This window comes from Bradyrhizobium sp. 22, assembly GCF_000482425.1.
Lineage (GTDB): Bacteria > Pseudomonadota > Alphaproteobacteria > Rhizobiales > Xanthobacteraceae > Bradyrhizobium > Bradyrhizobium japonicum_B.
This window is the reverse complement of the sequence record NZ_KI519399.1, coordinates 3,489,005-3,509,238: the sequence shown is the minus strand read 5'-3', so window position 1 is coordinate 3,509,238 and position 20,234 is coordinate 3,489,005. Positions and strand designations below refer to the sequence as shown.

Sequence of the window (20,234 nt, the reverse complement as noted above, 5' to 3'; positions counted from 1 at the left end):
CCCGGAGCCTACCATGTCCGAGATCGTGCCAACGATCGGTCGCATCGTCCTGTATCGCCTGTGTGACAACGACGTCATCAGCATCCACAAGCAGCGCGGCCGCGCCTTCGCGGGGAACGAACCCAGGGCTGGCGCCGTGTTGCCGGCAATGATCGTTGCTGTATGGGGCTCCACGCCCGACGCCTGCGTGAACCTGAAGGTCATGCTCGACGGCGAGGACACGCTCTGGGCGACGTCGCGCAATCGTGGCGACGGCGAAGGCCAGTGGCACTGGATGCCCTACCAGCTCGGACAAGCCGCGAAGACGGAAGCCGCCGAGGCTGCTGCCCGCGCTGCCACCGCGCCGCAGACCCGCGACGCTTGATGCTGCGCAAGCCGTTCCCCTTCCCGGCCGGCGGCGTGTTGATCCGCGCCTGGACGCCGGAGCGCATCGCCCGCGAGATCGCGGTGGCGAACGTCGGCATCAAGGCTGCGCTGCGCGCCGGCGACATGGACACCGCCAACACCCTCATCTCGCGCAAGGTTGGCCTGCGGGTTTGCGCCGGTGAGATCAAGGTCTCTCTGAGGCCGCCCCCGCCGCAGGTGCTAGGAGCCTTGAAGTGAGCAAATTCGCCAACGCCGACGCGAGCATCAACAACGCGCGTCTGAGCGACAGCTTGCCGGAGTTGATCGAGCAGATCAGCAACGAACTGAAAGTCCTCGACCAGCATCTCGAGCGGGCCAGCGGCATTGCCGACCGCCTGCACGGTGCACCTCCGCCAGCTCCCGCCAATGCTCTCGGGCTGACGGCCGTGCAAAGCGATCCAGATGGCTTGCTGGGCAAACTGCGCGTGCGCCTGGATCAACTGAGCGAGATCAATAACGGGTTCGGCCGCGAGCTCGCCCGCATCAGCAACGCCCTTTAGTTCAGCGTCCCCACGCTGTCCCGGGCCCGCAAGGCATCAACATCCGCCCCCGGATCGGCCTTGCGGGCCCAATCCTTTTGGAGACGACCATGAGCCCATTCGGCAAAGCCGTGATGATTTTCATGGGTGTTGCCTCCGCCGTCTTGCTGCTACTCGCGATCACGGTCGGACCTGCACCCGCCCGCGATCTTGATGGCCGCTACGCCAATTCGCCCCACAAGGAATGGTTCTCGCAGCAGCGCAATTCCGTCGGCATGTCTTGCTGCGACGAGTCCGACGGGCACCGCTTCTACGGCGACTACGTGATCAAGGAAGACGGATCGGTTGTCGTCGAGGGGCACACCATCGAGAGCTACAAGGTTCTCAAAGGCCCCAACCCCGTCGGCTCCGCCGTCTGGTGGTACGTCGACACGGCATACGGCCGAGTGACGTACTGTTTTATGCCGGGGCCGCTGACGTGACCGAGAAGAAGATCGCGACCCCGGAGATCGCGCGAGCGACCTGGGAGGAGATGGTTGACCCCTCCGTTCGGAGGGTCGAGCAGAAGCTGAAGGCGGCGGGCTACGCCACGCCGAGCTATCGCACTATCAACAAGTGGCAGCAGGAGGCCCAGGCGAAAGGCGCGCCGTGGAAGACGCAGAAGGCCGCCGGCTCCGCCAAGGACAATCTGAAGAGGGTCCGCAAAGCGCTCGATGACGCCACGCCGGCCCTGACCGGTGATCCGCGCTCCAAAGCCGAGGATGTGGTCAACGCCGCGTTCAAGGCCCTGCCGCCGCCCGAGCAGGAGGCGCCGCGCGCCGAGGGAGAGCAGCCGGACCCTGAAGCGAATGCCGCCCGCGCGCGTCTGAAGGCGATCCGCGATGCGATCGAAGGCGATCCGACCGACGAGATGCTGCTTTCGATGGCGGCCAAGCAGACGCTCAAGACCGCGATCATCATCGAGGCGGTCCTGGGAGAGATGGCGCCGGCGCTGATCGCGCAGGCCCCCGAAGCCGTCGGCAAGCTGCAGCTCGCCGTCGCTGAGAGCCTTGCGGCCGCCGGCGAGCCCTATGACCGCATCGGTCGCGCGCGCGAGCTCGCCATGAAGACGATCAGCCCGGACGGACGGCAGGCTGAGGTGATCTCGCCGCAGGGCAGCGCCGATCCGCTGGCCGACGCGCTGGCAGCGTTCAAGAGGCGGAACGCTGCATGAGCCTGACGCTTGAGCGCCTGAAGGAGGTTCTCTCCTACGATCAAGAGACTGGCGTGTTCCGCTGGCGCATCACACTGAGTAATCGTGTCCAGGCCGGCTCGATCGCTGGCACGAAGTCGAACGACGACTACGTCCGCATCAATGTCGATGGGAAGCGCTATCTCGGGCACCGCCTCGCGTGGTTCTACATGAATGGCAAGTGGCCATCGGCGCACATAGACCATCGCGACACAGACCGAAGGCAAAATCGCTGGAACAACTTTCGGCTGGCTGACGACTCTCAGAACGGCGCGAACCGGAAGGAAAACCGGAATAACAGTACGGGCTTTAAGGGCGTTACGTTCATGCGACGGAGGGCTCACCACGCTAGGCCATTCGTGGCCCAGATTAAGGTGAAGCGTAAGCGCATTTTCTTAGGCCATTTCGCGACTGCGGAAGACGCGCATGCAGCTTACTGCAAGGCAGCGCAGACATATTTCGGCGAGTTCTCGCGTGCGGCGTGATGAAGAAAAGGGAACTGAGGGGAACGCGGTATCTCACCGCTGCGAATGATGCGCTCGCGCGCTTCATCGTCAACGACCTTCCGTTCATGGACTACGATCAGACCCTCGCATTCTATAGCGAGGTCGTACCGGGGCTCGATCTAAAGGGCCGAGCACTACTCGGCATTAATGATCGCTATTTTCTTCTCACCGGATTGTGTCGACGGGTGGATAGCTTGCACCCGTGGCTGTTCGAGCGCTGCCGTGAGGTCGAGGCAGAGCCGGATGGCCATATCGATCTGTGGGCTCGCTTCCACTACAAGTCCACGATCATCACCTTTGCCGGGTCAATTCAGGAGATCCTGACCGACCCGAACATCAAGATTGCGATCTTCTCGCACTCCAAGCCGATCGCGCGGGCCTTTCTCTCGCAGGTCATGCAGGAGTTCGAGCGCAACGACTACCTGAAGCAGGTCTATCCGGACGTGCTCTGGGACGAGCCGCGCAAGGAAGCCCCGATCTGGGGTCTCGACCGCGGCATCGTCGTCAAGCGCCGGTCAAACCCGAAGGAGTCGACCATCGAGGCGCATGGCCTCGTGGACGGCCAGCCGACCTCGCGCCACTACGACCTGCACATCTACGACGACATGGTGACGCGCGAGAGCGTGACGAACCCGGAGATGATCCGCAAGACCACCGAGGCGTGGGAACTGGCGGACAATCTGGGCAGCCACGAAGGCGTCCGGAAATGGATGCCAGGCACGCGCTATTCGTTCGCCGACACCTATGGCGTCGTGCTCGAGCGCCGCGTGCTCAAGGCCCGCAAGCATCCGGCCACGATCGACGGCACGCTGAAGGGGCAGCCGGTGTTCCTCTCCCAGGCCCGCTGGGAGGAGATCAAGAACACCCAGCGCTCGACCGTGTCGGCGCAGATGCTTCAGAACCCGGTCGCGGGCAACGAAGCGATGTTCAAGTCCGAGATGTTCCGGCCCTACACTGTCCGGCCGACCATCATGAACATCTACATCATGGTGGACCCCTCGAAGGGGCGGACCAAGACATCGGACCGCACCGCTATGGCGGTGATCGGCGTGGACGTCGCCGGCAACAAATATCTGCTCGACGGCGTGCGGCACCGCATGAACCTGTCCGAGCGCTGGGCGACGCTGAAGAAGCTCTACACGAAATGGCGCGACGCCATCGGCACCCAGGTGATCATCGTCGGCTATGAGCGCTACGGCGCCCAGACCGAGGACGAGGTGATCAAGGATTGGCAGGAGCGTGACGGCGTCGCGTTCGAGCTCGTCGAACTGAACTGGCCCCGCGAAGGCGGCCACTCCAAGCGCGATCGCGTCGAGCGGCTCGAGCCCGACATGCGTATCGGCCGCTTCTATCTTCCGGGGATCGTCTACCACCCGGAGATCGGCGGCATCGACGGCAAGGCCCTCTGGTCCGTGTGGACCGAGGAGGACGCCAAGAAGGCCGAGGCCAAGGGCGAGACGCCCGGCTACAACATCGGCCAGATCGTCTACCGGCCCCTGCTCGGCGCGCTCCGCGAGCACCGCGCCATGGAAGCGACGGGCCAGAACTACCGCATCGTGCAACCGATCAAGCTGATCGATGAGGACCGCAACATCTACGACCTGACGCGCGCCTTCATGGAAGAGGCGATGTTCTTCCCGTTCTCGCCGAAGGACGACCTGATCGACGCGGCGTCGCGCATCTACGACCTCTCGCCCAAGCCTGCGATTCAATACGAGACCGCTTCGCTTGAGCCAGTGGCTTACCCGGACGCTTGACCATGACCCGCTACTCTCCGCCGACCAACATCAACGTGCCGTGGAAGGTCGCGATCCTGAAGCGCGATCCCGACTACGAGCGCGAGGCGCGCGATCAGGTTGAGTTCCGGTTCTCGAACGGCCGTGAGTTTTGCCATAACCCGGCGAACCGCGGCCCCTACGCCGAGGACTGAACCATGACCGCCGGCGCCCCGCGATCCGGACGCCCCTATCCCTACAGGCCGCCCGCCGCGGCCGGTCAAAAGCTCGACCGCTTCCTCACCGAGGCGATCGACGATCTTGGAGCGAAGAAGATGCCCGACGGCAAACCGACCAGCCTCCGCGAGGCGATGCAGGCCATCACGGCCGCGGCCGACACCGTGCGCAGCCAGGCGCTCGCCAAGGCCGAGCAGATGCGCGCCGACATCGAGACCAACGGCGCCCTCGCGCTCCGGAAGATGGACGCGATTCATCAGGAGGCGATGGACGAATTGAACGCCGTGCTCGGCAACGAGCGCGCCGGCGATCAGGGCTGAGGAGCACACCATGTCGCAGACCACTCTGATCACGCCCGACAGCCACACCAAGCTGCCGACCACCCGGGACGAGAACGCCGAAGCCGGCTGGAGCTTCAAGCGCATCGTGGACTCCATCAACGAGATGTTCACCGAGCTCTACGGCTACGAAACCGCGCGCGTCGCGGTCGAGGCGGTTGAATCGCAGATCAAGTTCGTGGACGTCACGATCAGCTCGGCCGAACTACTTGCGCTCAACGCGACGCCCAAGACCATCGTGGCGGCTCCCGGCGCTGGGCTCGCCCTGGTGCTGGTCGGTGCCGTCGCCTACAAGGCAGCCGGAACCGCCTATGACGGCATCGCCTCCGGAGAGGATCTGGCGATCAAGTACACGGATTCCTCCGGCACCACCCTCGCCACCATCGAGACGACCGGCTTCCTCGATCAGACGACCGCCCAGACGCGCGCGGTCGAGGCGTACCGGGCCGCCTCCGGCGTCAACTCGTTCACCCCGTCCAACACCCCTTTGGTGATGCACCTCCTCTCGGGCGAGATCGCCACCGGCGATTCCGACCTGAAGCTGCGGGTCTATTACCGCACGATCCCGACCACGCTGTAAGGAGAACCCCATGGCACCCCGTCCCGGCGCTGCGCTCCGCGGCGATACGACCGGCATCCGCTCCGCAGCTGCCGTCGACATTTCCTCCACCGATGCGACGCTCACGAACATCACGCGCGGGCTCTATGTCGGCGTCTCCGGCAACGTCGTGGTTCAGTTCTCCGACGATGCCGACAGCGCCACAGTGACGCTGAAGAACCTCGTGGCGGGCGTCTGGCACCCGATTCAGGTCCAGAAGATCATCAAGTCCGGCACCACCGCGACCGACATCGTTGCCGGTTACTGAGCCCGTGAACCGCCTCAATCTCGAAATCAGCCTCGCGATGTGGGGCATGATCGCTTGCGTCTGCCTGAAGCTGGCGGCCTGAACAGGACCATGGACACCGACAACATCCTCCTTCGCCGTGAGATCGCCGATCGCACTCACGGACAGCACAATGTCGAGCTGCAGGCGCGCTACGAGCGCAAGGGCCTGCTCCCGGAGGAGGAGGACACCCGCGCGCAGTGGGACATGATGGTGGCCAAGGCGATCACGCGCGTCCTGCTCTCGCAATATCGGGGCCACTTCTGGGTGGTCGAATGCGACAGCGCCCAGGGCATTGCGTGGATTTCGATCCCGGTGCTGCTCGGCCAATGGAAGTACGTCTTCCATCTTTCAGAGGACATCACGCCGGCCATGATCATCCGCGCCGGCGGCGAGATCCTTGAGCGGTTCAACCTCCCCCGCTCCAACCTCGACGTCGCCTCCTTCATCGCAGCGCGGAAGATGGCGGTAAAGAATGGGGGCACGCCGCCGGCATGACCACTGTCATCGAGACGCCGCCAGGCGAAGACGGCTTCGAGAAGCCGGACAACCTGTTCGCGCGCGCGGAGAAGGCGGCCCTGTCACCGGCCGGCGGCGCTCCCGCCGCTCAGGAGGAGCAGAATAAGGACATCGACTGGCTCAATCTCGTCTCGCAGGCCGAGACGCAGGGCGGCCAGTTCATGCTCAACCAGATCAAGGATGCGTGGGACCGCTCCTACAAGGCGTTCCACAACCAGCACTTCAGCGGTTCGAAATACCTCTCGGCCAGCTACAAGGGCCGCTCGAAGCTGTTCCGGCCCAAGACGCGCGGTGCCGTCCGCAAGGCCAACGCTGCCGCCGCGGCCGCGCTGTTCTCGACCGTCAACACGATCAACTGCTCGGCGGGCAACGAGAACGATCCGGTGCAGAAGGCCAACGCGGACCTGATGCAGCAGCTGATCAACTACCGGACCGACCGCACGTCCGGCAAGGCGGCGATCCCGTGGTTCCGGATTGCGATCGGCGCGCATCAGGACACGCTCATCATGTCGGCGTGCCTGTCCAAATCCCATCGCATCTTCCCGATGTCGCATGTGGAGGCTTGGCAGCCCCTGCAGCAGGAGATCAACGACCTCGCCAACCTGCGCCTCGATCAGGTCAAGCAGAACGTCTCGCCGATCACGTTCGTCAAGCGCGGCCGGCAGGTCGATCTGAGCGCGCTGCAGCGGCGCGGGCCCAACAGCGTCATCCTGCGCACCGACGCCGACGACATCGAGTTCGCACAGACCCCGGAGGTGCCCTCCTCCGCCTATGCGGAGATGGAGCGGCTGAACGTCGACTTCGACGACCAGGCGGGGCAGTTCAATTCGGGTACGGTGCAGACCAACCGCAGCCTGAACGAAACCGTCGGCGGCATGAACCTGATCTCCGCCTCGGCCAACTCGGTGCAGGAGTTCGACCTGCGGACCTGGGTGGAGACGTGGGTGGAGCCCGTCATGGGCCAGCTCGTGCGGCTCGAACAGTATTACGAGTCCGACAAGACCATTCTCGGCCTGTGCGCCGACAAGGCCCAGCTGTTCCAGAAGCACGGGATCACCGAGATCACCGACGAGCTTCTGATGGAGCAGGTCACGCTGCGCATCGACGCCGGCATGGGCGCCTCGAACCCTCAGACCAAGCTCGGCAACTTCGCGACCGCGCTCAAGGTCATTGCCCCGGTGTGGCAGAACCACCCCGACGTGGTCGCGGGCCGCAAGGTGCCGAACCTCGAGGAGCTGACAAACGAGGCGTTCAGCCTGTCCGGCTACCGCGATGGCGGCAAGCGCTTCATCAAGGACGGCGCGCCGCAGCAGCCGAACCCTGCCGTAGCCGCGCAGGCCGACAAGCTGAAGTCGGAGGCGGAGAAGAACCGATCCACGGCTGTAGTCAACCAGGCCAAGGCGCAGGAAATCGACACGCGCCTGAAGATGGACTTCGCCGAGCTGGTGCATGGGCAGCAGATGGACCGCGCCCAACTCGTCCATCAGGTCCGCAGCGAGCGCGAGAACATGCAGCGCGACCGCGTCAACGACGATCGACAGCAGCACAACACCGAGGCCGACCGCGAGATGCGCCAGCGGGAAACCGAGCTCAAGAACAAGCCCGCCGAGAAGCCGTCCGGCGATCTCATCTCTGAATTGACCGCGCTGCTTCAGCGCTACGGAGCGAACAATGGCTCGATGGCCGCACGATGATCCGGCCTCGCTCGCCGCGTTCTATGGCGATCCGGAAAAGGGTGAACCTGGCAATCAGCTCGTGCCCGTCGTCCCGCCGTTCCAGATGTACTATGCCGGCAAGCCCATCAAATCGATCCGGTTCCATCGGAAGGCCGCAGACGCCCTGAAGGCCGCTCTCGACGAGATCTGGGAGGCTTGCGGCCGAGACCAAGCCACGGTCGACCGCCTGCGCATCTCGCACTATTCAGGCGCCTACAACCCGCGCTACGTCCGCGGCTATGAGCCGGGCAACCCGCAGGGCCGCACGCCGCGTTGGTCGAACCATGCCTATGGCGCGGCGATCGACTTCGATGCTGCGCACAATGGTTTCGGCACCGGCCGTGGCACGATGCCTCAGTCCGTGATCGATGCCTTCAAGCGCCAGGGCGCGCTCTGGGGTGGCGACTACAAGGGCCGCACCGATCCGATGCATTTCGAGTTCTGCTCACGCGACGGCGCCGCGCAGCCGGTGCCGCCGCCCGTGAAGCCCAAGCAGCAGCCGCCAAAGGCCGAGCCGATTGATCCGCCGCACGCCGGCGGCGAGCAGGAGCCGCCTCCAGCGGAGGAGCCGGTCTCGCCGCCCGCGACCGCCCCGGCGAGCCCCGGCTTCTTTCGTCGCGTGCGCAATTGGGTGACGGGCGCTGCCTCCACCTTTGGGCTTGGCGGTCTCGGTATGCTGACAGATTGGCAGTTCGCCGCCCTGTTGCTCGGCTTCGCCCTGCTCTGCGTTGGCGTCGCCTTCTGTGTGGCGCTGTGGCTGTTCGGCAAGCAGAACGTCGCCGATTGGGTCGCGAGGAATATCGCGTGACAGACCTCTTCTGGGACATCGCCACGTCGGGCCCGGCGCTCGGCGTGATCGCGTGGATTGCGGTCTCAGCGTTCGTGGTCTCGCGGCCGTTGAAGTTCATCGAGCGCATCTGGCCCCAGGCTTACGCCTATGCCAAGGCGGCTGCGCTGGTGCAGGCGATCGCCGCCGGTCTCCTCTTCTTCCTGATTGGCTTCCGCGTCGCCGACGAGCGCGCCGAGCGCGAGGCGATGAAGAACGAACTCGCCTGGAAGAACTCGCAAATCGAAACGGCCGAGGCCACCGCAGAGCACGCACAGCGGCTCAAGGCCGAGGCAGAGCAAAAGGCAGCAGAGGCGAAGGGGAAGCTCGATGAATTCCGCGGCAAGTATGGGGAGAATCCGGCTGCTATCTGCGCCTTTACTCCTGATGATCTTGAGTGGCTGCGGGCACTTCGCAGCCCCACCCGCTAAGAGCAACGGGTTCCAATTGTCGCGGGAGTGCGAGCACTTGGCCGCGAACGTGGCTGATCCGCTCGACGAGGGCAGGATCACGCAACGCACCGACCCGAAGCTCGCCGTCGGCGAGTACCGCGTCGCGCTCGGCACCGCCAACGACAATCTCACGGCGACCCGCACTTGCCAGCAGGGACAGCGCGTGCGCGTCGGCAAGGGATCGGCGAAGTGAATATCGAGTTCGCCGCAATCAGCGCCGTGGCCGGCGTCGCCGGCTTCGGTCTCGCCTTCGCAACATTCTGGCTTACCTTCGGCAGCAGGATCGCCACCGCCGAGAGCAAAGCCGCCAACGCCGAACTGGCGGCCAAAGATGCGTCCGACAAGGTCGCAATCCTGTCGGCATCGTTCGGTCTCTACCGGGAGCAGATCGCGAAGGAATACATCCATCGCGAGGCCATGCGCGAGGTTGAGGACCGCTTGACCGCGGCGATAGACCGGCTCGGCGAGCGCCTCGATCGATTTCTCGAAGCCAGCGCGCGCGCTGCGGCTTCTCACTAACCCGTAATCCAAGGACCTACATGTATCGCCTGCTTCTGGCGGCGGCGCTGCTCTGCGCCTCCGTTTCGACCGCCTATGCCGAGACCTGCATCGCCTCGTGGTACGGCCGCGAGAGCGGGCCGCGCACCGCCTCCGGCGAGCGCTTCAACCCCGATGGCATGACCTGCGCGCACAAGAGCCGCCCCTTCGGCCAGGTGGTGACGGTGACGCATCTCGGGACCGGACGCTCAATCCAGTGCCGGATCAACGATCGCGGCCCGTTCATCAAGGGCCGGTGCATCGATCTCGCCCAGGGCGCCGCCCGCGCGCTGGGCATGGGTGGTATCGCCCGCGTCGAGGTCCGCTGATGGATCAGACCGCCATCTACAAGCTCGGTCTGCGGCGGGACGTCGAGCTTTCCGCGAAGGTCGAGGTCGAGCTGACGTCGAGGCTGCGCAGCGAGCCGCTTCTGGTGGTGCTGAACGCCGCCAAGGAGAGCGCAGCTGAAGCGCTCGCGGCCCTCGTCTGGGTGGACGCTGCCGACCATGCTGAGGTCCGCCGGCTGCAGAACGAGGTCCGTCGCTTCGACGATCTCGTGAAGTGGCTCCACGAATTGCTGATCGCCGGCCCCGAGGCCGAGCGGCAGTTGAACGACCTGCAGATGCAGGAAGCCCGCGGTCTCGTGATCGACGAACAGACCGCTGCCCAACTTGGACTCCCAACCAACGGTGCAACCGATGACGACTGAGACGCAAGGACAGACCTCGAAGCCCGAAGATCAGATCGAGGTCATCAATCAGGACACCGAAGCGACCGGCGCTGATCATTCGCTCAACCCGGCGCCCGTCGACGACAATCCCCGCCCGTCCGAGCCGCCAAAGCCCGAAATCCTCGATCAGGATCCGCGCGCGGCGATCGCGGCGCGGTTCAAGAAACTGCGCGAGGACAAAGAGCCGCCGGTCGAGACCACGGGCGACTTCGTCGATCCCTCGCAAGTCTACGGCCAGGCCGGCAAGGTCGAAGAGGAGCCGCCGGCGCCAGCTCCCGAGCCGCCCCCGGCCCAACCGTCCAAGCGCAAGCTGAAGGTGAACGGCCAGGAGCAGGAATACACCGAAGAGGAAGTGATCGCGCTGGCGCAGAAGGCTGCCGCCGCCAACGACATCCTCGAGCAGGCGAAGGAACGCCTCGCGGAGAGCAAACGAGTTTTGGAGACGACGCGGGTCCACGTCTCCCGGCAAAACCCCGCCGACAACCCCGCACCCACCGCCACTGATGCCGACGACGGCACCGACGGACAGCAAAACCCCGCTGATCCGCTCAAGGAAGCCATCGAGCAGATTCAGTATGGCGACCCCGACAAGGCCAAGGAAGTTCTCGGCAAAACCATCGCCGAGGTAGCCACGGCTGCAGTCAAACAGGTGAGCTGGGAGGATCGCGTCCAAGCGGACGTTGCATCTGACCTGCGAGCCCACGACGACTTTGTGAAGAAAAACGAGGATCTTGCCAAAGACCCTCGTGCAGCGAAGCTCATCCGAGCCGAGCTCCTCGACGGCTACGCCGAGGACCTTCGCAAGATCGGAGTGCCTGACGACAAGATCCCCACCGATGCCACCCAGCTCGCCAACCTTCATCGGGGGCACAAGCTGCGCGGCGCACAGGTTCGCTCGGTCTCGAAGTTGCTGGAAGACGCCGGCAACAGCGTGCGCGAGTTCGCCAAGATCGGGGCTCCTCGCCAGGAGACCGCACCCCAAAAGCCCACCAACCCGGAGCGCGTTCAGGTCAACCTGAACCGTGACGATCGGCGGCGGGCAATTCCTCAACAACCCCAGCGCGCCAACGTGCAGCCTGCTCAGACCAACTCCGCTCCGGCGTCCCAGATGGACAGCCGGAAGGCCGCGGTCGAGCGTGCCAAAGCGGCACGCGGGCAAGTGTGACCTTATCCACCTCCCCTTTCCGCAACCCGCTGAAGCAAAGGAACACTGAACGCGCGCCCTCTTAGAAGGACGCAAGACCATGGCTGGTCAGCTTTGGAGCGTTGCTGCTGAAGGTGGCTATCTGTACTCCGACGAATTGTCGGACACGATCCGCCAGCAGCTTCAGCCGCTCTGCAAATTCCGCCAACTGTGCGACGCACAGGACGCGGTCGACAAGGGACTGCATCGCGGTTCCCGGTTCTATTGGGACGTGTTCTCGAACGTCTCCACTCAGGGCCGCCGACTCTCTGAAACCGGTCCGATCCCGCAGACCGGGTTCACCGTCTCGCAGAAGAGCCTCACGGTCACGGAAGCGGGTAGCGCTATTCTTCATTGACAGCGCTCTGCCCAATAACGTGGTAGTTGCAGGAAAACCCTAAAGCCTTGTTCCCCGACAGTTGGAACAGCAGCAAGGATGTACAATGGGCAACCCGCATGTTCGAGAAGTTGAGTTAGCTTGGCTCGCCGGCATCATTGACGGCGAGGGGACGATCACACTCGAAAGAAATGGTACAAGACGAATGGCCGGAATTATGGGGCTATCCCCGAAGGTCATCGTCGCCAACTCAAACGAGGCGATCATCCAGCGCACAGTAAATCTGATGCAGCTCCTTGGCGTTAATCCGCACATCAAGACGCAGGCCGCTGGTTACAGCCGGAAGCTTGCTGACGGTTCGCGGGCAGTGACGCGACGAAGGACGATGTATTGGGCGGTCTGTGCCGGCCTTGCGAAATCGAAGCGAATTTTGGCCCCTGTGTTCCCGCATCTGATCGGGAAGGCGGAGCAGGCTCGGATACTGCTGGACTTCATCGAAGTTCGCGGCGATCCGCAGCAGGCTAAAGGAAAGCCATACGGAGAGTACGAATTGTCTCTCCTAGAACGGATTCGCGCACTCAACCTCAGAGGAACGTCAGAGACTGAAGACCACGGCATTCGCCGCCGCATCTTTGCGGATGGAATGCAAGTGACAGTCCAGCCTAGCGAGAAATCGTTAGAGGGACACTGAACTCCGTCCCGTACACCGGCCTCCTGAAGGCGATGGCCAAGCACGACGTCGTGTCGATCATCGACAAGACGCTGAAGGACGATGCGAAGAAGTATTTCGACATCGAGGCGTTCTTGCAGTTCAAGAACACCATGCTCCGCGCCGGCCCGCAGAGCGGCAACTCCACCACCGCGATCACGCTGGACACCAACGGCACCTGCTCGACGACCAACAACGTCGCGCTCGGTACCGGCCACGTGAAGGCGATCGTGGACACCATGAAGGAGCGCAACATCCCCACCGCTCGGGGCGATGACTACGGGTGCATCACCCACGTCACCACGCTGCGCACCTTCAAGAACTCGCTGGAGTCGATCAACCAGTACACCGAGACTGGCTTGAGCCACATCTACTCCGGCGAGGTCGGGCGCTATGAAGGCACCCGGTTCATCGAGCAGAACTTCATCCCGAAGGGTGGTGCTGCCGACTCGACGACCTTCGATCCGTGGAGCAGCACCGCTGACGCCTGGAACAACGGCCTGTCGAGCTGGGCGTTCTTCTTCGGCGCCGATCGCGTCGCGGAAGCGCAGTGCATCCCCGAGGAAATCCGCGCGAGCATCCCGAGCGACTTCGGTCGTTCGAAGGCGATCGCCTGGTACTACCTCGGCGGCTTCGGGATCGTGCATGACGACGCGACCAACTCGCGCATCGTCATGTGGGACTCGGCGGCTTAACGGAGGGACACATGCACAAAGCCTACGATAACGCGGAGCGCATCCGCTACGTGGTCGGCAACGACACGGCGATCCAGTTCGGCGCCGACGGCGAGGCCAAGTCCTACACCTTCATCGGTCCGAAGGGTAAGAAGGGCCTCGTCCGCGACATCGAGGTCCGCATCACCGAGGACATGGTGGGCACCACCACCGTCCCGGAGGTCGGCGTCGGTGACGCTGCGAGCGATCTCGGTTCGCTCGACAACGAGTACGGCCGCTTCCGGCTCGGTTCGGCCGTCGGCACCGGCTACACCGCAACTGGCACGCCGATCATCCGCGCCTCTTCGCTGGTGCAGAGCGTCAACGAGGTTGGTGCTGCCACCAACCCCGGCAAGCAGAGCACCCGCTACTCCGAGCACGTTGCCCTGGAGAAGGCGTTCATCCCGGCCGACACCGCGTTCTTCATCAGCCTCGTCCCCGGCTCCGGCGGGTCTGAGACCGGTGCGGGCATGGTCGCGGTCGAGATCGACTGGTTCTAGCCAGAAAGGGCCCCGATCGCTCGGGGCCCTTTTCACAGGAGGACCGCATGTACGGCAACAAGTACCCGACGCAGCTTAAACCGCTGCGTCCCGTCGACCGCGTCAAGGACGACACGACCGGCAATGCCGGCATCGACGGCTTTACGCGGCTTTCCACCGCCGATCGCGAGACCGGCTATCGCCCACCCGTTGGGGAGCAGGCCACCGCCTGGCCCCGCTACGTCGAGGACTGATCCGACGATGAAGAACGAAAGCAACTCCACCATCGAGCGGTCGAAGGTGGCGCGCGGCACGATCGTTACCGGCCACGGCCGGGACGACTCGAGCATGAGCGTCCCCAAGGCCAAGGAAGCGAAGGGCGGCGTGAACAACCTCGCGCACTCCCTTTCCGGCGCGTCCGCCGTTCAGGACGTCAAGTAGGGAGCCGGCATTGACTGGACCGAAACTCAAACTCGACAGGTCGCGAGCCTTCGCGACCTGTCACGGCGAAGGCTTGACCCATGCCTTCGAACAGGACGGTTTGCCGTTCGACCACCAGGGCGATCTCGCTATGTCCATGGTGAAAACGCCGGCGCAAAAGGCGCTGGTGGAGAAGAAGATGCGTCGGCTGACCAAGCTGCAGGCCGGCGCACCGAACGACGATCCCGAAGTGCAGGAGCCGCCGCCGCCTCCGGGAGCGGATGACGACGACGGCGACGACACCGCGATGAACTTCGAGGCGTGGCTGAAGGACGAGGTGCAATACCCGCAGCACGAGGTCTTCAAGGAGGCCCGTCGCCGCTTCAACAAGGCGTTCACCAACTACAAGGCGCTGGCCGAGTTCCTCGTGTTCGAGGAACAGGTTCTCGGTCCCGAGGACGTGCCAACCAAGCTTGGACCGAAGAGCACCTGATCCATGGCGATGACCTACACCACCCTGATCGCGGACAAGACGACAGCCGGCTCCATCAAGCGCTGGTGCAACTATTCGCAATTGGACGTGGAGCAGGTTCTCATCGAGGCCCAGGCACTGGTGTATCAAACGTTGCGGGTGCGGGAGATGCGGTTTGAATTCGACAACCTCGCTCTCGCACCCGGAGACTTCTACGTTGCCCTGCCGTCCGGCTTCCTCGATCCGATCGCGCTGAAGGACATCACCAACAATATCGACCTGAAGCTCCGGCCGGAGGCCAATATCGTTCGGGCGCGGTCCTATGAGGACGGTGCCCTGATCGAGAGCATCCCGCAGAACTACGCGATCTACGACGAGAAGCTGCAGTTCGAATGCGCCTATGAGAGCGCGGCCACCCTCAACCTTGTCGGGTTCAAGAAGCCTGACGACCTTTCCGGCTCCAACACGACCAACTTCCTCACCTCCCGGTATCCTCACCTGCTTCGGGTTGCCTGCCTCGCGCAGGCTTACGACTTCATGTCGAACCAGACGAAGTACCAGAACAACCTGACGATGTTGAGCGCCTTGATCGAGAAGACGAACGCGGAGAGCGACTTGTCGTACCGCGACGTCGAGTTCGAGGTGGAGATCGGATAGAATGCCGTCTGATACCAATTCTGCTCTGCTCGGCCTGCTGATGCAGGCCACGGGCAATAACAACAACACCTGGGGTGACAACCTCAACAATTTCGTCTTCGAGTACCTTGAGCAGGCGATTGCCGGCTATGTGACCAAATCCGTCACGGGCGGCGCGGCCACGCTCACGGCGGCCCAGCACCGCGCCGGCATGATCGAGTTCAGCGGTACCCTGACCTCAAATTGCACGGTCACGGTCGACAACATCTCCAAGCGCTGGCGCATCTTCAACAACACGGACGGCGCCTACGTGCTGTTGATGAAGACGGCCTCCGGTACCGCGATCGAGATCCCGCAGGGCACTCACAAGGACGTCGTCTGCGACGGCAACGACGTCCTCTACCGCGAGGATGAGGACGAGGTCGGAAACTTCGTTCTGCACGGCGGGACCACTGCCCCTCCGGGAACGCTCGCCTGCTCCGGCGGCACCTTCGTTCGGGCTGATCACCCGAACCTCTACGACAAGATCGGCACCACATGGGGCGCCGGCAATGGCGTTACGACGGCCGGTTTGCCGAATCTGACAGACACCAACCGCTTCCTGCGGGCGGCCGACGGCACCACTATTGCGGTCGGAACTTATCAATCCAACCAGAACAAGGCTCATACGCACGCTGGGGCATCGTTCTCCGGAACAACCGGGAATATCAGCGCTGACCACTCGCACACCTACTCTGGCAGCACCGGCTCTGAAAGCGCCGATCACGTTCATTCCTATACATCACCAGGCGGAACGAACTCATCGACTGGTGGCGGTTCGTTTACGATCTATAATACTGGATCGCCTTCTTTTATCACGAGTAGCAGCGGTCGGTCGGCTGGTCACACGCACTCCTTCAGCGGCACTACCAGTGGTGTCAGCTCGAACCATACCCATACGTTCAGCGGCACCACGGGCACAATCCCATCTGACGGTGGCACCGAAGCCCGCCCCGAGAGCGCTGCGGTCCTCGTATGCATCAAAATCTGAGCTGCGCGAAAGCGCAGGGAGTAGCCCTGCCTTCCCGGTCACTTTGGGAGGTGTTGGGAAGGCGGGGCGCTTCCCATGGCTGATGGTGAGTTCGATCCGGTACCGCTGACACCGCCGCCTGGCGTCGTCAAGACGGAATCAGACCGCGTCGAGGAAGGCCGCTGGACCGATACGCAGTGGATGCGCTTCGTCAACGGCCGCCCGCAGAAGATGGGCGGATGGCTGAAGCAGACCACGTCGATTGCCTCTGGCACGCTGCGAACCCTTCACGCCTGGCGCGACCTGTCTTCGATCGAATACATGGCGGGCGGGACCTATCAAAAGCTCTATGTCTACGAGCGCGATTTCACCCAGCACGACATCACGCCAATCGATGATTCCGGCACACTGACGGATCCGTTCAGCACCACGGATGGAAGCAGCATCGTCACCGTGACGCATGCCTCGCACAACCGCCACCCAAGCGACGTCGTCAGCTATACAGGCGCGAGCGCGGTCGGTGGTCTGACCATCGACGGCCAATATGAGGTTCTCACGACCGCATCAGGGACCTACACCATCGATGCCGGCAGCGATGCCACTTCGACGGCTGGCCCAGGTGGCGGGTCGGTCGATTATGAGTACGAGATCCCGATCGGCGTTGAGCTCGGCATCTACGGTCTCGGCTACGGCGCGGGCCCCTACGGCACCGGCACGTATGGCACAGAGCGCCCGTTCTCGACGATCTTCATCGAGCCGCGTATCTGGTCGATGGATCATTTTGGGCGCATCCTGCTCGCCGCCTACAATGGCGGAAGCCTTTACAAGTTCGATCCGGCGGACGTGCCGGCCTTCGGCCGTGCAACCGTGGTGGCCGACGCCCCAACCGACATCCGCTACATGTTTGTCACGGAAGAGCGCTTCGTCTTTGCTCTCTGTGAGGGCATGCGGGTCGATTGGGCCAGCCAGAACGATTACACGCTCTGGACGCCAGCCGACGACAACACGGCCAACACCCGCACCCTTGCGGAAGGAACCAAGTTGATCGCCGGAGCATCGCTCGGCAACCACGTCTCGTGCGTCTGGTCGGATTTCGCGCTCTACATCTTCCAGTATACTGGCACCAACGCCATTTTCTCGTCTCGCCTTGCTGGCCGAAATTGCGGCCTCGCCTCGCCGTCGGCCAAGGTCACTGTGAACGGCATCGCCTACTGGATGGGCCATACCAACTTCTACCTCTACAACGGTGCTGTAGCGTTCATCCCGAACGTAGAGAACATCCGCGCCTATGTGTTCGACCGACTCAATGCCGAGCAAGCCTATCTGTGCTGGGCGCAATACGTCGCCAAGTACAACGAGGTGATCTGGTTTTATATCGCGCTCGGCGACACCCAGCCGAGCTATTACGCCCTTCTCAGCCTCAACGACTATTCCTGGGCGACCGGCCAAATGTTGCGCACGGCCGGCACCTCGTTCAGCCACGGCGACACGAGGCCCTACATGGCTGGCGATGATGGCCACATCTACCTGCACGAGGAAGGCGTGAATGGCGACGGAGAGGCGGTGCTGGCTTCGATCCGCCTCGCGCCGTCAAGCCTGATGAAGGGTGCGCAGATATTCAACATCGACGGCATGGTGGCGGATTTCGAGAACCAGTCCGGCGACATCACCGTGACCTTCGAGGGCTGGGACCGGCTTCGCAAGCCGACCGTTGATACTCAGACCATCACAATCACAGAGGACGATGATCTGATCGATCTTCGCCTCGAAGGTCGCTACATCTCACTCGAGATGACCACGGACGTGGTCGACGGATATTTCCGCTTCGGCAAGCCTGACGTCCTGATTTCCTCGAATGGAACACGCCGATGAGACAGGTTTCGCTCGGCCAGCCGATCGGGCAGTCCGATCAAGCCTTCAAGGATTGGGCCAGAGAAGCTCTGCGCGAGATCGAGATCGCCTCCAACGAGCATAGCGGTGAGGGCGAGGAGGCGGTCTCTGGCTCGGCCGGGACCACGACACCATTGGTCAATAGCGGCTCAGGAACCGTCGGCACCGGCGCCAGATGGTCACGAGAGGACCATGTCCATCCGGCAGACACAGCAACGGCTGACGCACGCATCGATGCTAGGGCTATTCGCTATGACGCCGCTCAGTCTCTTACGTCCGGCCAGAAGGCGCAGGCGCGCGAGAACATAAATGCCAGCCTCACCAAGCAAAATAAGGTCGTCAACGGCGGTATGCAGGTGTCGCAGGAGAATGGGACAACTGCTGGCACGACCAACGGCTATTTCCCTGTTGACCAGTTTTTTGTTGGAGCTGTCAGCGGCGGTGCGTTTTCGGCGGCTCAAGTTGCGAGCGTAACTCCCGCAGGGTCTCCCAATCGATTACGGTTCACAATCACGACTGCAGACGCTTCGGTCGCTGCTGGAGACATCGCATATATCGTTCAATACATAGAGGGATTGCGTGTTGCCGATCTATTGTTTGGGTCTGCATCGGCAAAAGAGACAACGGTTCAATTCGGCGTTCGAGCGCCTGCTGGCACGTATTGCTTCTCTATTCGCAATGCGGCGAGCAATCGATCCTATGTTGCAGAGTTCACGATCGCTGTAAGCGAAGCTAACACCGACGTCCTGAAACAGATCACCATCCCTGGCGACGTAACGGGCACATGGCTTAAGGATACAGGACAAGGGCTCGTTTTGACATGGTGTCTTATGGGAGGCACCACGTATCAAGGTGCTGGGTCCTCTTGGCAGGCCAGTTCACTCGTGGCCACCTCGAACCAGTTCAATCTCTTCGGCACTGTTGGCAATGTGTTCGAGTTGTTCGATGTAGGTCTCTATGAGGGCGCAACGGCGCCTTCCTTTCAACTGCCTGAATACGCATCTGAGCTGGCTTTGTGTCAACGCTACTTCGTCCCGATCGCCACAAATGCTATTTTTGGAGGCGGCACGCTCCGAACGGGAGGAACGAGTGGATATGGCGTTGTCGCGCTACCTGTCCCCATGAGGATACTGCCGACTATCGGCACTTCCGGCGTGCAGATCATCTGCGGGGATACGCTCGTCAATGTCTCTTCGTTGAGCGTGTCAGCGGGTGTTGGCGGGACGATAGCGTTGGTGCCCGTTTCTGGCTCGTCAGCAGGATCGGTTGGCCAAGCCTTTGTGTTTTATCAGGCGTCAGGACAGAACGCCTTTAACGCAAGAATGTAGGTCTTTTCTATGCTCGCTCCTTCAAAATCACTAATCGTCCGCGGTGCAATGTCCGATCAGGATGCCGTCGAGATACACAAGCTCCTGATGCTGATGGGCCAGGAGGTCGCGGTTGTCCCGGTCGATCCGATCGTCGTGATGGAGGACATCTATTCCCTCATCAACGAGCCGAGCAAGGGCGCGTTCCTGATGGCGGTCAAGGGCACCCAGCTCATCGGTGTCATGGGGCTTGAAAACACCCGCTATCGCTATTCGCGAGAGACCTGCATCCGCGAAGTCTATCTCTTCGTCCATCCGGAGCATCGCAACGGCGACGTGCTCGGCGCGCTCCTCAACGAGGCCCGCGCGATCGCCGACATGGCGGAGAAGGAGTTGTACGTCACCATCGCAAACCACAACCGGCGGCGCGGCAAGGCGGCGAAGGTCGCCGAGCTTCTCCGCTACCAGCCGTTCGGCTCAATCTACGCTTTTTCGAGGAACTGAA

Annotated in this window: 32 protein-coding genes; all 32 read left to right on the top strand. The window is 62.8% G+C overall.

All coding sequences use genetic code 11. The annotated features are described in order from the left end of the window. Nucleotides 1-13: 13 nt before the first annotated feature. The 32 genes from K410_RS36940 to K410_RS0117780 all read left to right on the top strand — a co-directional run bounded on the left by K410_RS36940 (nt 14) and on the right by K410_RS0117780 (nt 20,233). On the top strand, nt 14-364 hold the full coding sequence (locus K410_RS36940) for a hypothetical protein (RefSeq protein ID WP_049820083.1): 351 nt from the start codon (nt 14-16) through the stop codon (nt 362-364). Beyond that, nucleotides 364-603 carry a hypothetical protein gene (locus K410_RS0117930; RefSeq protein ID WP_028136170.1) on the top strand — a complete coding sequence of 80 codons (240 nt, stop codon included), beginning with the start codon at nt 364-366 and terminating at the stop codon, nt 601-603. Before K410_RS36940 ends, K410_RS0117930 begins: the two co-directional genes overlap by 1 nt. Further along, nucleotides 600-905, top strand: a complete 306-nt coding sequence (locus K410_RS0117925) for a hypothetical protein (protein ID WP_028136169.1) — start codon at nt 600-602, stop codon at nt 903-905. Before K410_RS0117930 ends, K410_RS0117925 begins: the two co-directional genes overlap by 4 nt. A gap of 89 nt (nt 906-994) precedes the next feature. Beyond that, entirely contained in the window at nt 995-1,366 is a 372-nt protein-coding gene (locus tag K410_RS0117920) for a hypothetical protein (RefSeq protein ID WP_155253466.1), read from the top strand. Continuing rightward, nucleotides 1,363-2,097: a hypothetical protein gene (locus K410_RS0117915; protein ID WP_028136167.1), complete on the top strand. Its 735-nt coding sequence runs from the start codon at nt 1,363-1,365 to the stop codon at nt 2,095-2,097. The genes K410_RS0117920 and K410_RS0117915 overlap by 4 nt, the downstream gene beginning before the upstream one ends. Beyond that, complete coding sequence (locus K410_RS36935) at nt 2,094-2,600, top strand: HNH endonuclease (protein WP_049820082.1); 507 nt, start codon at nt 2,094-2,096, stop codon at nt 2,598-2,600. The genes K410_RS0117915 and K410_RS36935 overlap by 4 nt, the downstream gene beginning before the upstream one ends. Then, nucleotides 2,600-4,378, top strand: coding sequence for a hypothetical protein (locus tag K410_RS36930; RefSeq protein ID WP_049820081.1), 1,779 nt, complete (start codon nt 2,600-2,602; stop codon nt 4,376-4,378). The genes K410_RS36935 and K410_RS36930 overlap by 1 nt, the downstream gene beginning before the upstream one ends. A 2-nt stretch (nt 4,379-4,380) precedes the next feature. Beyond that, nucleotides 4,381-4,551: a hypothetical protein gene (locus K410_RS39590; RefSeq protein ID WP_155253465.1), complete on the top strand. Its 171-nt coding sequence runs from the start codon at nt 4,381-4,383 to the stop codon at nt 4,549-4,551. 3 nt (nt 4,552-4,554) lie between these two features. Further along, complete coding sequence (locus K410_RS36925; RefSeq protein WP_049820080.1) at nt 4,555-4,893, top strand: hypothetical protein; 339 nt, start codon at nt 4,555-4,557, stop codon at nt 4,891-4,893. 10 nt (nt 4,894-4,903) lie between these two features. Beyond that, nucleotides 4,904-5,491, top strand: coding sequence for a hypothetical protein (locus tag K410_RS0117890; RefSeq protein ID WP_028136166.1), 588 nt, complete (start codon nt 4,904-4,906; stop codon nt 5,489-5,491). Nucleotides 5,492-5,501: 10 nt separating this feature from the next. Beyond that, nucleotides 5,502-5,777: a spike base protein, RCAP_Rcc01079 family gene (locus tag K410_RS36920; RefSeq protein ID WP_049820079.1), complete on the top strand. Its 276-nt coding sequence runs from the start codon at nt 5,502-5,504 to the stop codon at nt 5,775-5,777. A gap of 90 nt (nt 5,778-5,867) precedes the next feature. Next, on the top strand, nt 5,868-6,293 hold the full coding sequence (locus K410_RS0117880) for a hypothetical protein (RefSeq protein ID WP_155253464.1): 426 nt from the start codon (nt 5,868-5,870) through the stop codon (nt 6,291-6,293). Next, entirely contained in the window at nt 6,290-8,008 is a 1,719-nt protein-coding gene (locus K410_RS0117875; protein ID WP_028136164.1) for a portal protein, read from the top strand. The genes K410_RS0117880 and K410_RS0117875 overlap by 4 nt, the downstream gene beginning before the upstream one ends. Beyond that, nucleotides 7,986-8,837: a M15 family metallopeptidase gene (locus K410_RS0117870; protein WP_028136163.1), complete on the top strand. Its 852-nt coding sequence runs from the start codon at nt 7,986-7,988 to the stop codon at nt 8,835-8,837. The genes K410_RS0117875 and K410_RS0117870 overlap by 23 nt, the downstream gene beginning before the upstream one ends. After that, nucleotides 8,834-9,286, top strand: a complete 453-nt coding sequence (locus K410_RS0117865) for a hypothetical protein (protein ID WP_028136162.1) — start codon at nt 8,834-8,836, stop codon at nt 9,284-9,286. The genes K410_RS0117870 and K410_RS0117865 overlap by 4 nt, the downstream gene beginning before the upstream one ends. Nucleotides 9,287-9,323: 37 nt before the next feature. After that, nucleotides 9,324-9,500 (top strand): hypothetical protein, encoded by a 177-nt coding sequence (locus K410_RS39585; protein ID WP_155253463.1) that lies wholly within the window; start codon nt 9,324-9,326, stop codon nt 9,498-9,500. A 26-nt stretch (nt 9,501-9,526) separates the two neighbouring features. Beyond that, a complete protein-coding gene (locus K410_RS0117855; RefSeq protein ID WP_155253462.1) occupies nt 9,527-9,826 on the top strand; it encodes a hypothetical protein in 300 nt (99 codons plus the stop codon). A gap of 20 nt (nt 9,827-9,846) precedes the next feature. Then, the gene (locus tag K410_RS0117850; protein WP_049820078.1) at nt 9,847-10,173 is read left to right on the top strand and encodes a septal ring lytic transglycosylase RlpA family protein; all 327 of its coding nucleotides are present in this window, start codon (nt 9,847-9,849) and stop codon (nt 10,171-10,173) included. Further along, nucleotides 10,173-10,553, top strand: a complete 381-nt coding sequence (locus K410_RS0117845; protein WP_028136159.1) for a hypothetical protein — start codon at nt 10,173-10,175, stop codon at nt 10,551-10,553. The genes K410_RS0117850 and K410_RS0117845 overlap by 1 nt, the downstream gene beginning before the upstream one ends. After that, the gene (locus K410_RS0117840) at nt 10,543-11,739 is read left to right on the top strand and encodes a hypothetical protein (RefSeq protein ID WP_028136158.1); all 1,197 of its coding nucleotides are present in this window, start codon (nt 10,543-10,545) and stop codon (nt 11,737-11,739) included. Before K410_RS0117845 ends, K410_RS0117840 begins: the two co-directional genes overlap by 11 nt. Before the next feature lie 79 nt (nt 11,740-11,818). Further along, nucleotides 11,819-12,115, top strand: a complete 297-nt coding sequence (locus tag K410_RS0117835) for a hypothetical protein (protein ID WP_028136157.1) — start codon at nt 11,819-11,821, stop codon at nt 12,113-12,115. A gap of 85 nt (nt 12,116-12,200) precedes the next feature. Next, complete coding sequence (locus tag K410_RS0117830; RefSeq protein WP_155253461.1) at nt 12,201-12,785, top strand: LAGLIDADG family homing endonuclease; 585 nt, start codon at nt 12,201-12,203, stop codon at nt 12,783-12,785. A 32-nt stretch (nt 12,786-12,817) separates the two neighbouring features. Beyond that, a complete protein-coding gene (locus tag K410_RS0117825) occupies nt 12,818-13,498 on the top strand; it encodes a hypothetical protein (RefSeq protein ID WP_028136155.1) in 681 nt (226 codons plus the stop codon). A gap of 11 nt (nt 13,499-13,509) precedes the next feature. Next, nucleotides 13,510-14,016, top strand: coding sequence for a hypothetical protein (locus K410_RS0117820; RefSeq protein ID WP_028136154.1), 507 nt, complete (start codon nt 13,510-13,512; stop codon nt 14,014-14,016). A 47-nt stretch (nt 14,017-14,063) separates the two neighbouring features. Next, complete coding sequence (locus K410_RS0117815) at nt 14,064-14,249, top strand: hypothetical protein (protein ID WP_028136153.1); 186 nt, start codon at nt 14,064-14,066, stop codon at nt 14,247-14,249. A 7-nt stretch (nt 14,250-14,256) separates the two neighbouring features. Continuing rightward, nucleotides 14,257-14,436, top strand: a complete 180-nt coding sequence (locus tag K410_RS0117810) for a hypothetical protein (RefSeq protein ID WP_028136152.1) — start codon at nt 14,257-14,259, stop codon at nt 14,434-14,436. Between the two features lie 10 nt (nt 14,437-14,446). Next, complete coding sequence (locus K410_RS0117805; RefSeq protein WP_155253460.1) at nt 14,447-14,908, top strand: hypothetical protein; 462 nt, start codon at nt 14,447-14,449, stop codon at nt 14,906-14,908. Between the two features lie 3 nt (nt 14,909-14,911). Continuing rightward, entirely contained in the window at nt 14,912-15,544 is a 633-nt protein-coding gene (locus tag K410_RS0117800) for a phage adaptor protein (RefSeq protein WP_028136150.1), read from the top strand. Nucleotide 15,545: 1 nt separating this feature from the next. Then, entirely contained in the window at nt 15,546-16,553 is a 1,008-nt protein-coding gene (locus tag K410_RS36915) for a phage tail protein (protein WP_049820077.1), read from the top strand. A gap of 75 nt (nt 16,554-16,628) precedes the next feature. Then, the gene (locus tag K410_RS0117790; protein ID WP_028136149.1) at nt 16,629-18,404 is read left to right on the top strand and encodes a hypothetical protein; all 1,776 of its coding nucleotides are present in this window, start codon (nt 16,629-16,631) and stop codon (nt 18,402-18,404) included. Continuing rightward, complete coding sequence (locus K410_RS0117785) at nt 18,401-19,750, top strand: hypothetical protein (RefSeq protein ID WP_028136148.1); 1,350 nt, start codon at nt 18,401-18,403, stop codon at nt 19,748-19,750. Before K410_RS0117790 ends, K410_RS0117785 begins: the two co-directional genes overlap by 4 nt. Nucleotides 19,751-19,798: 48 nt before the next feature. Continuing rightward, nucleotides 19,799-20,233, top strand: coding sequence for a GNAT family N-acetyltransferase (locus tag K410_RS0117780; protein WP_028136147.1), 435 nt, complete (start codon nt 19,799-19,801; stop codon nt 20,231-20,233). Nucleotide 20,234 lies beyond the last annotated feature (1 nt).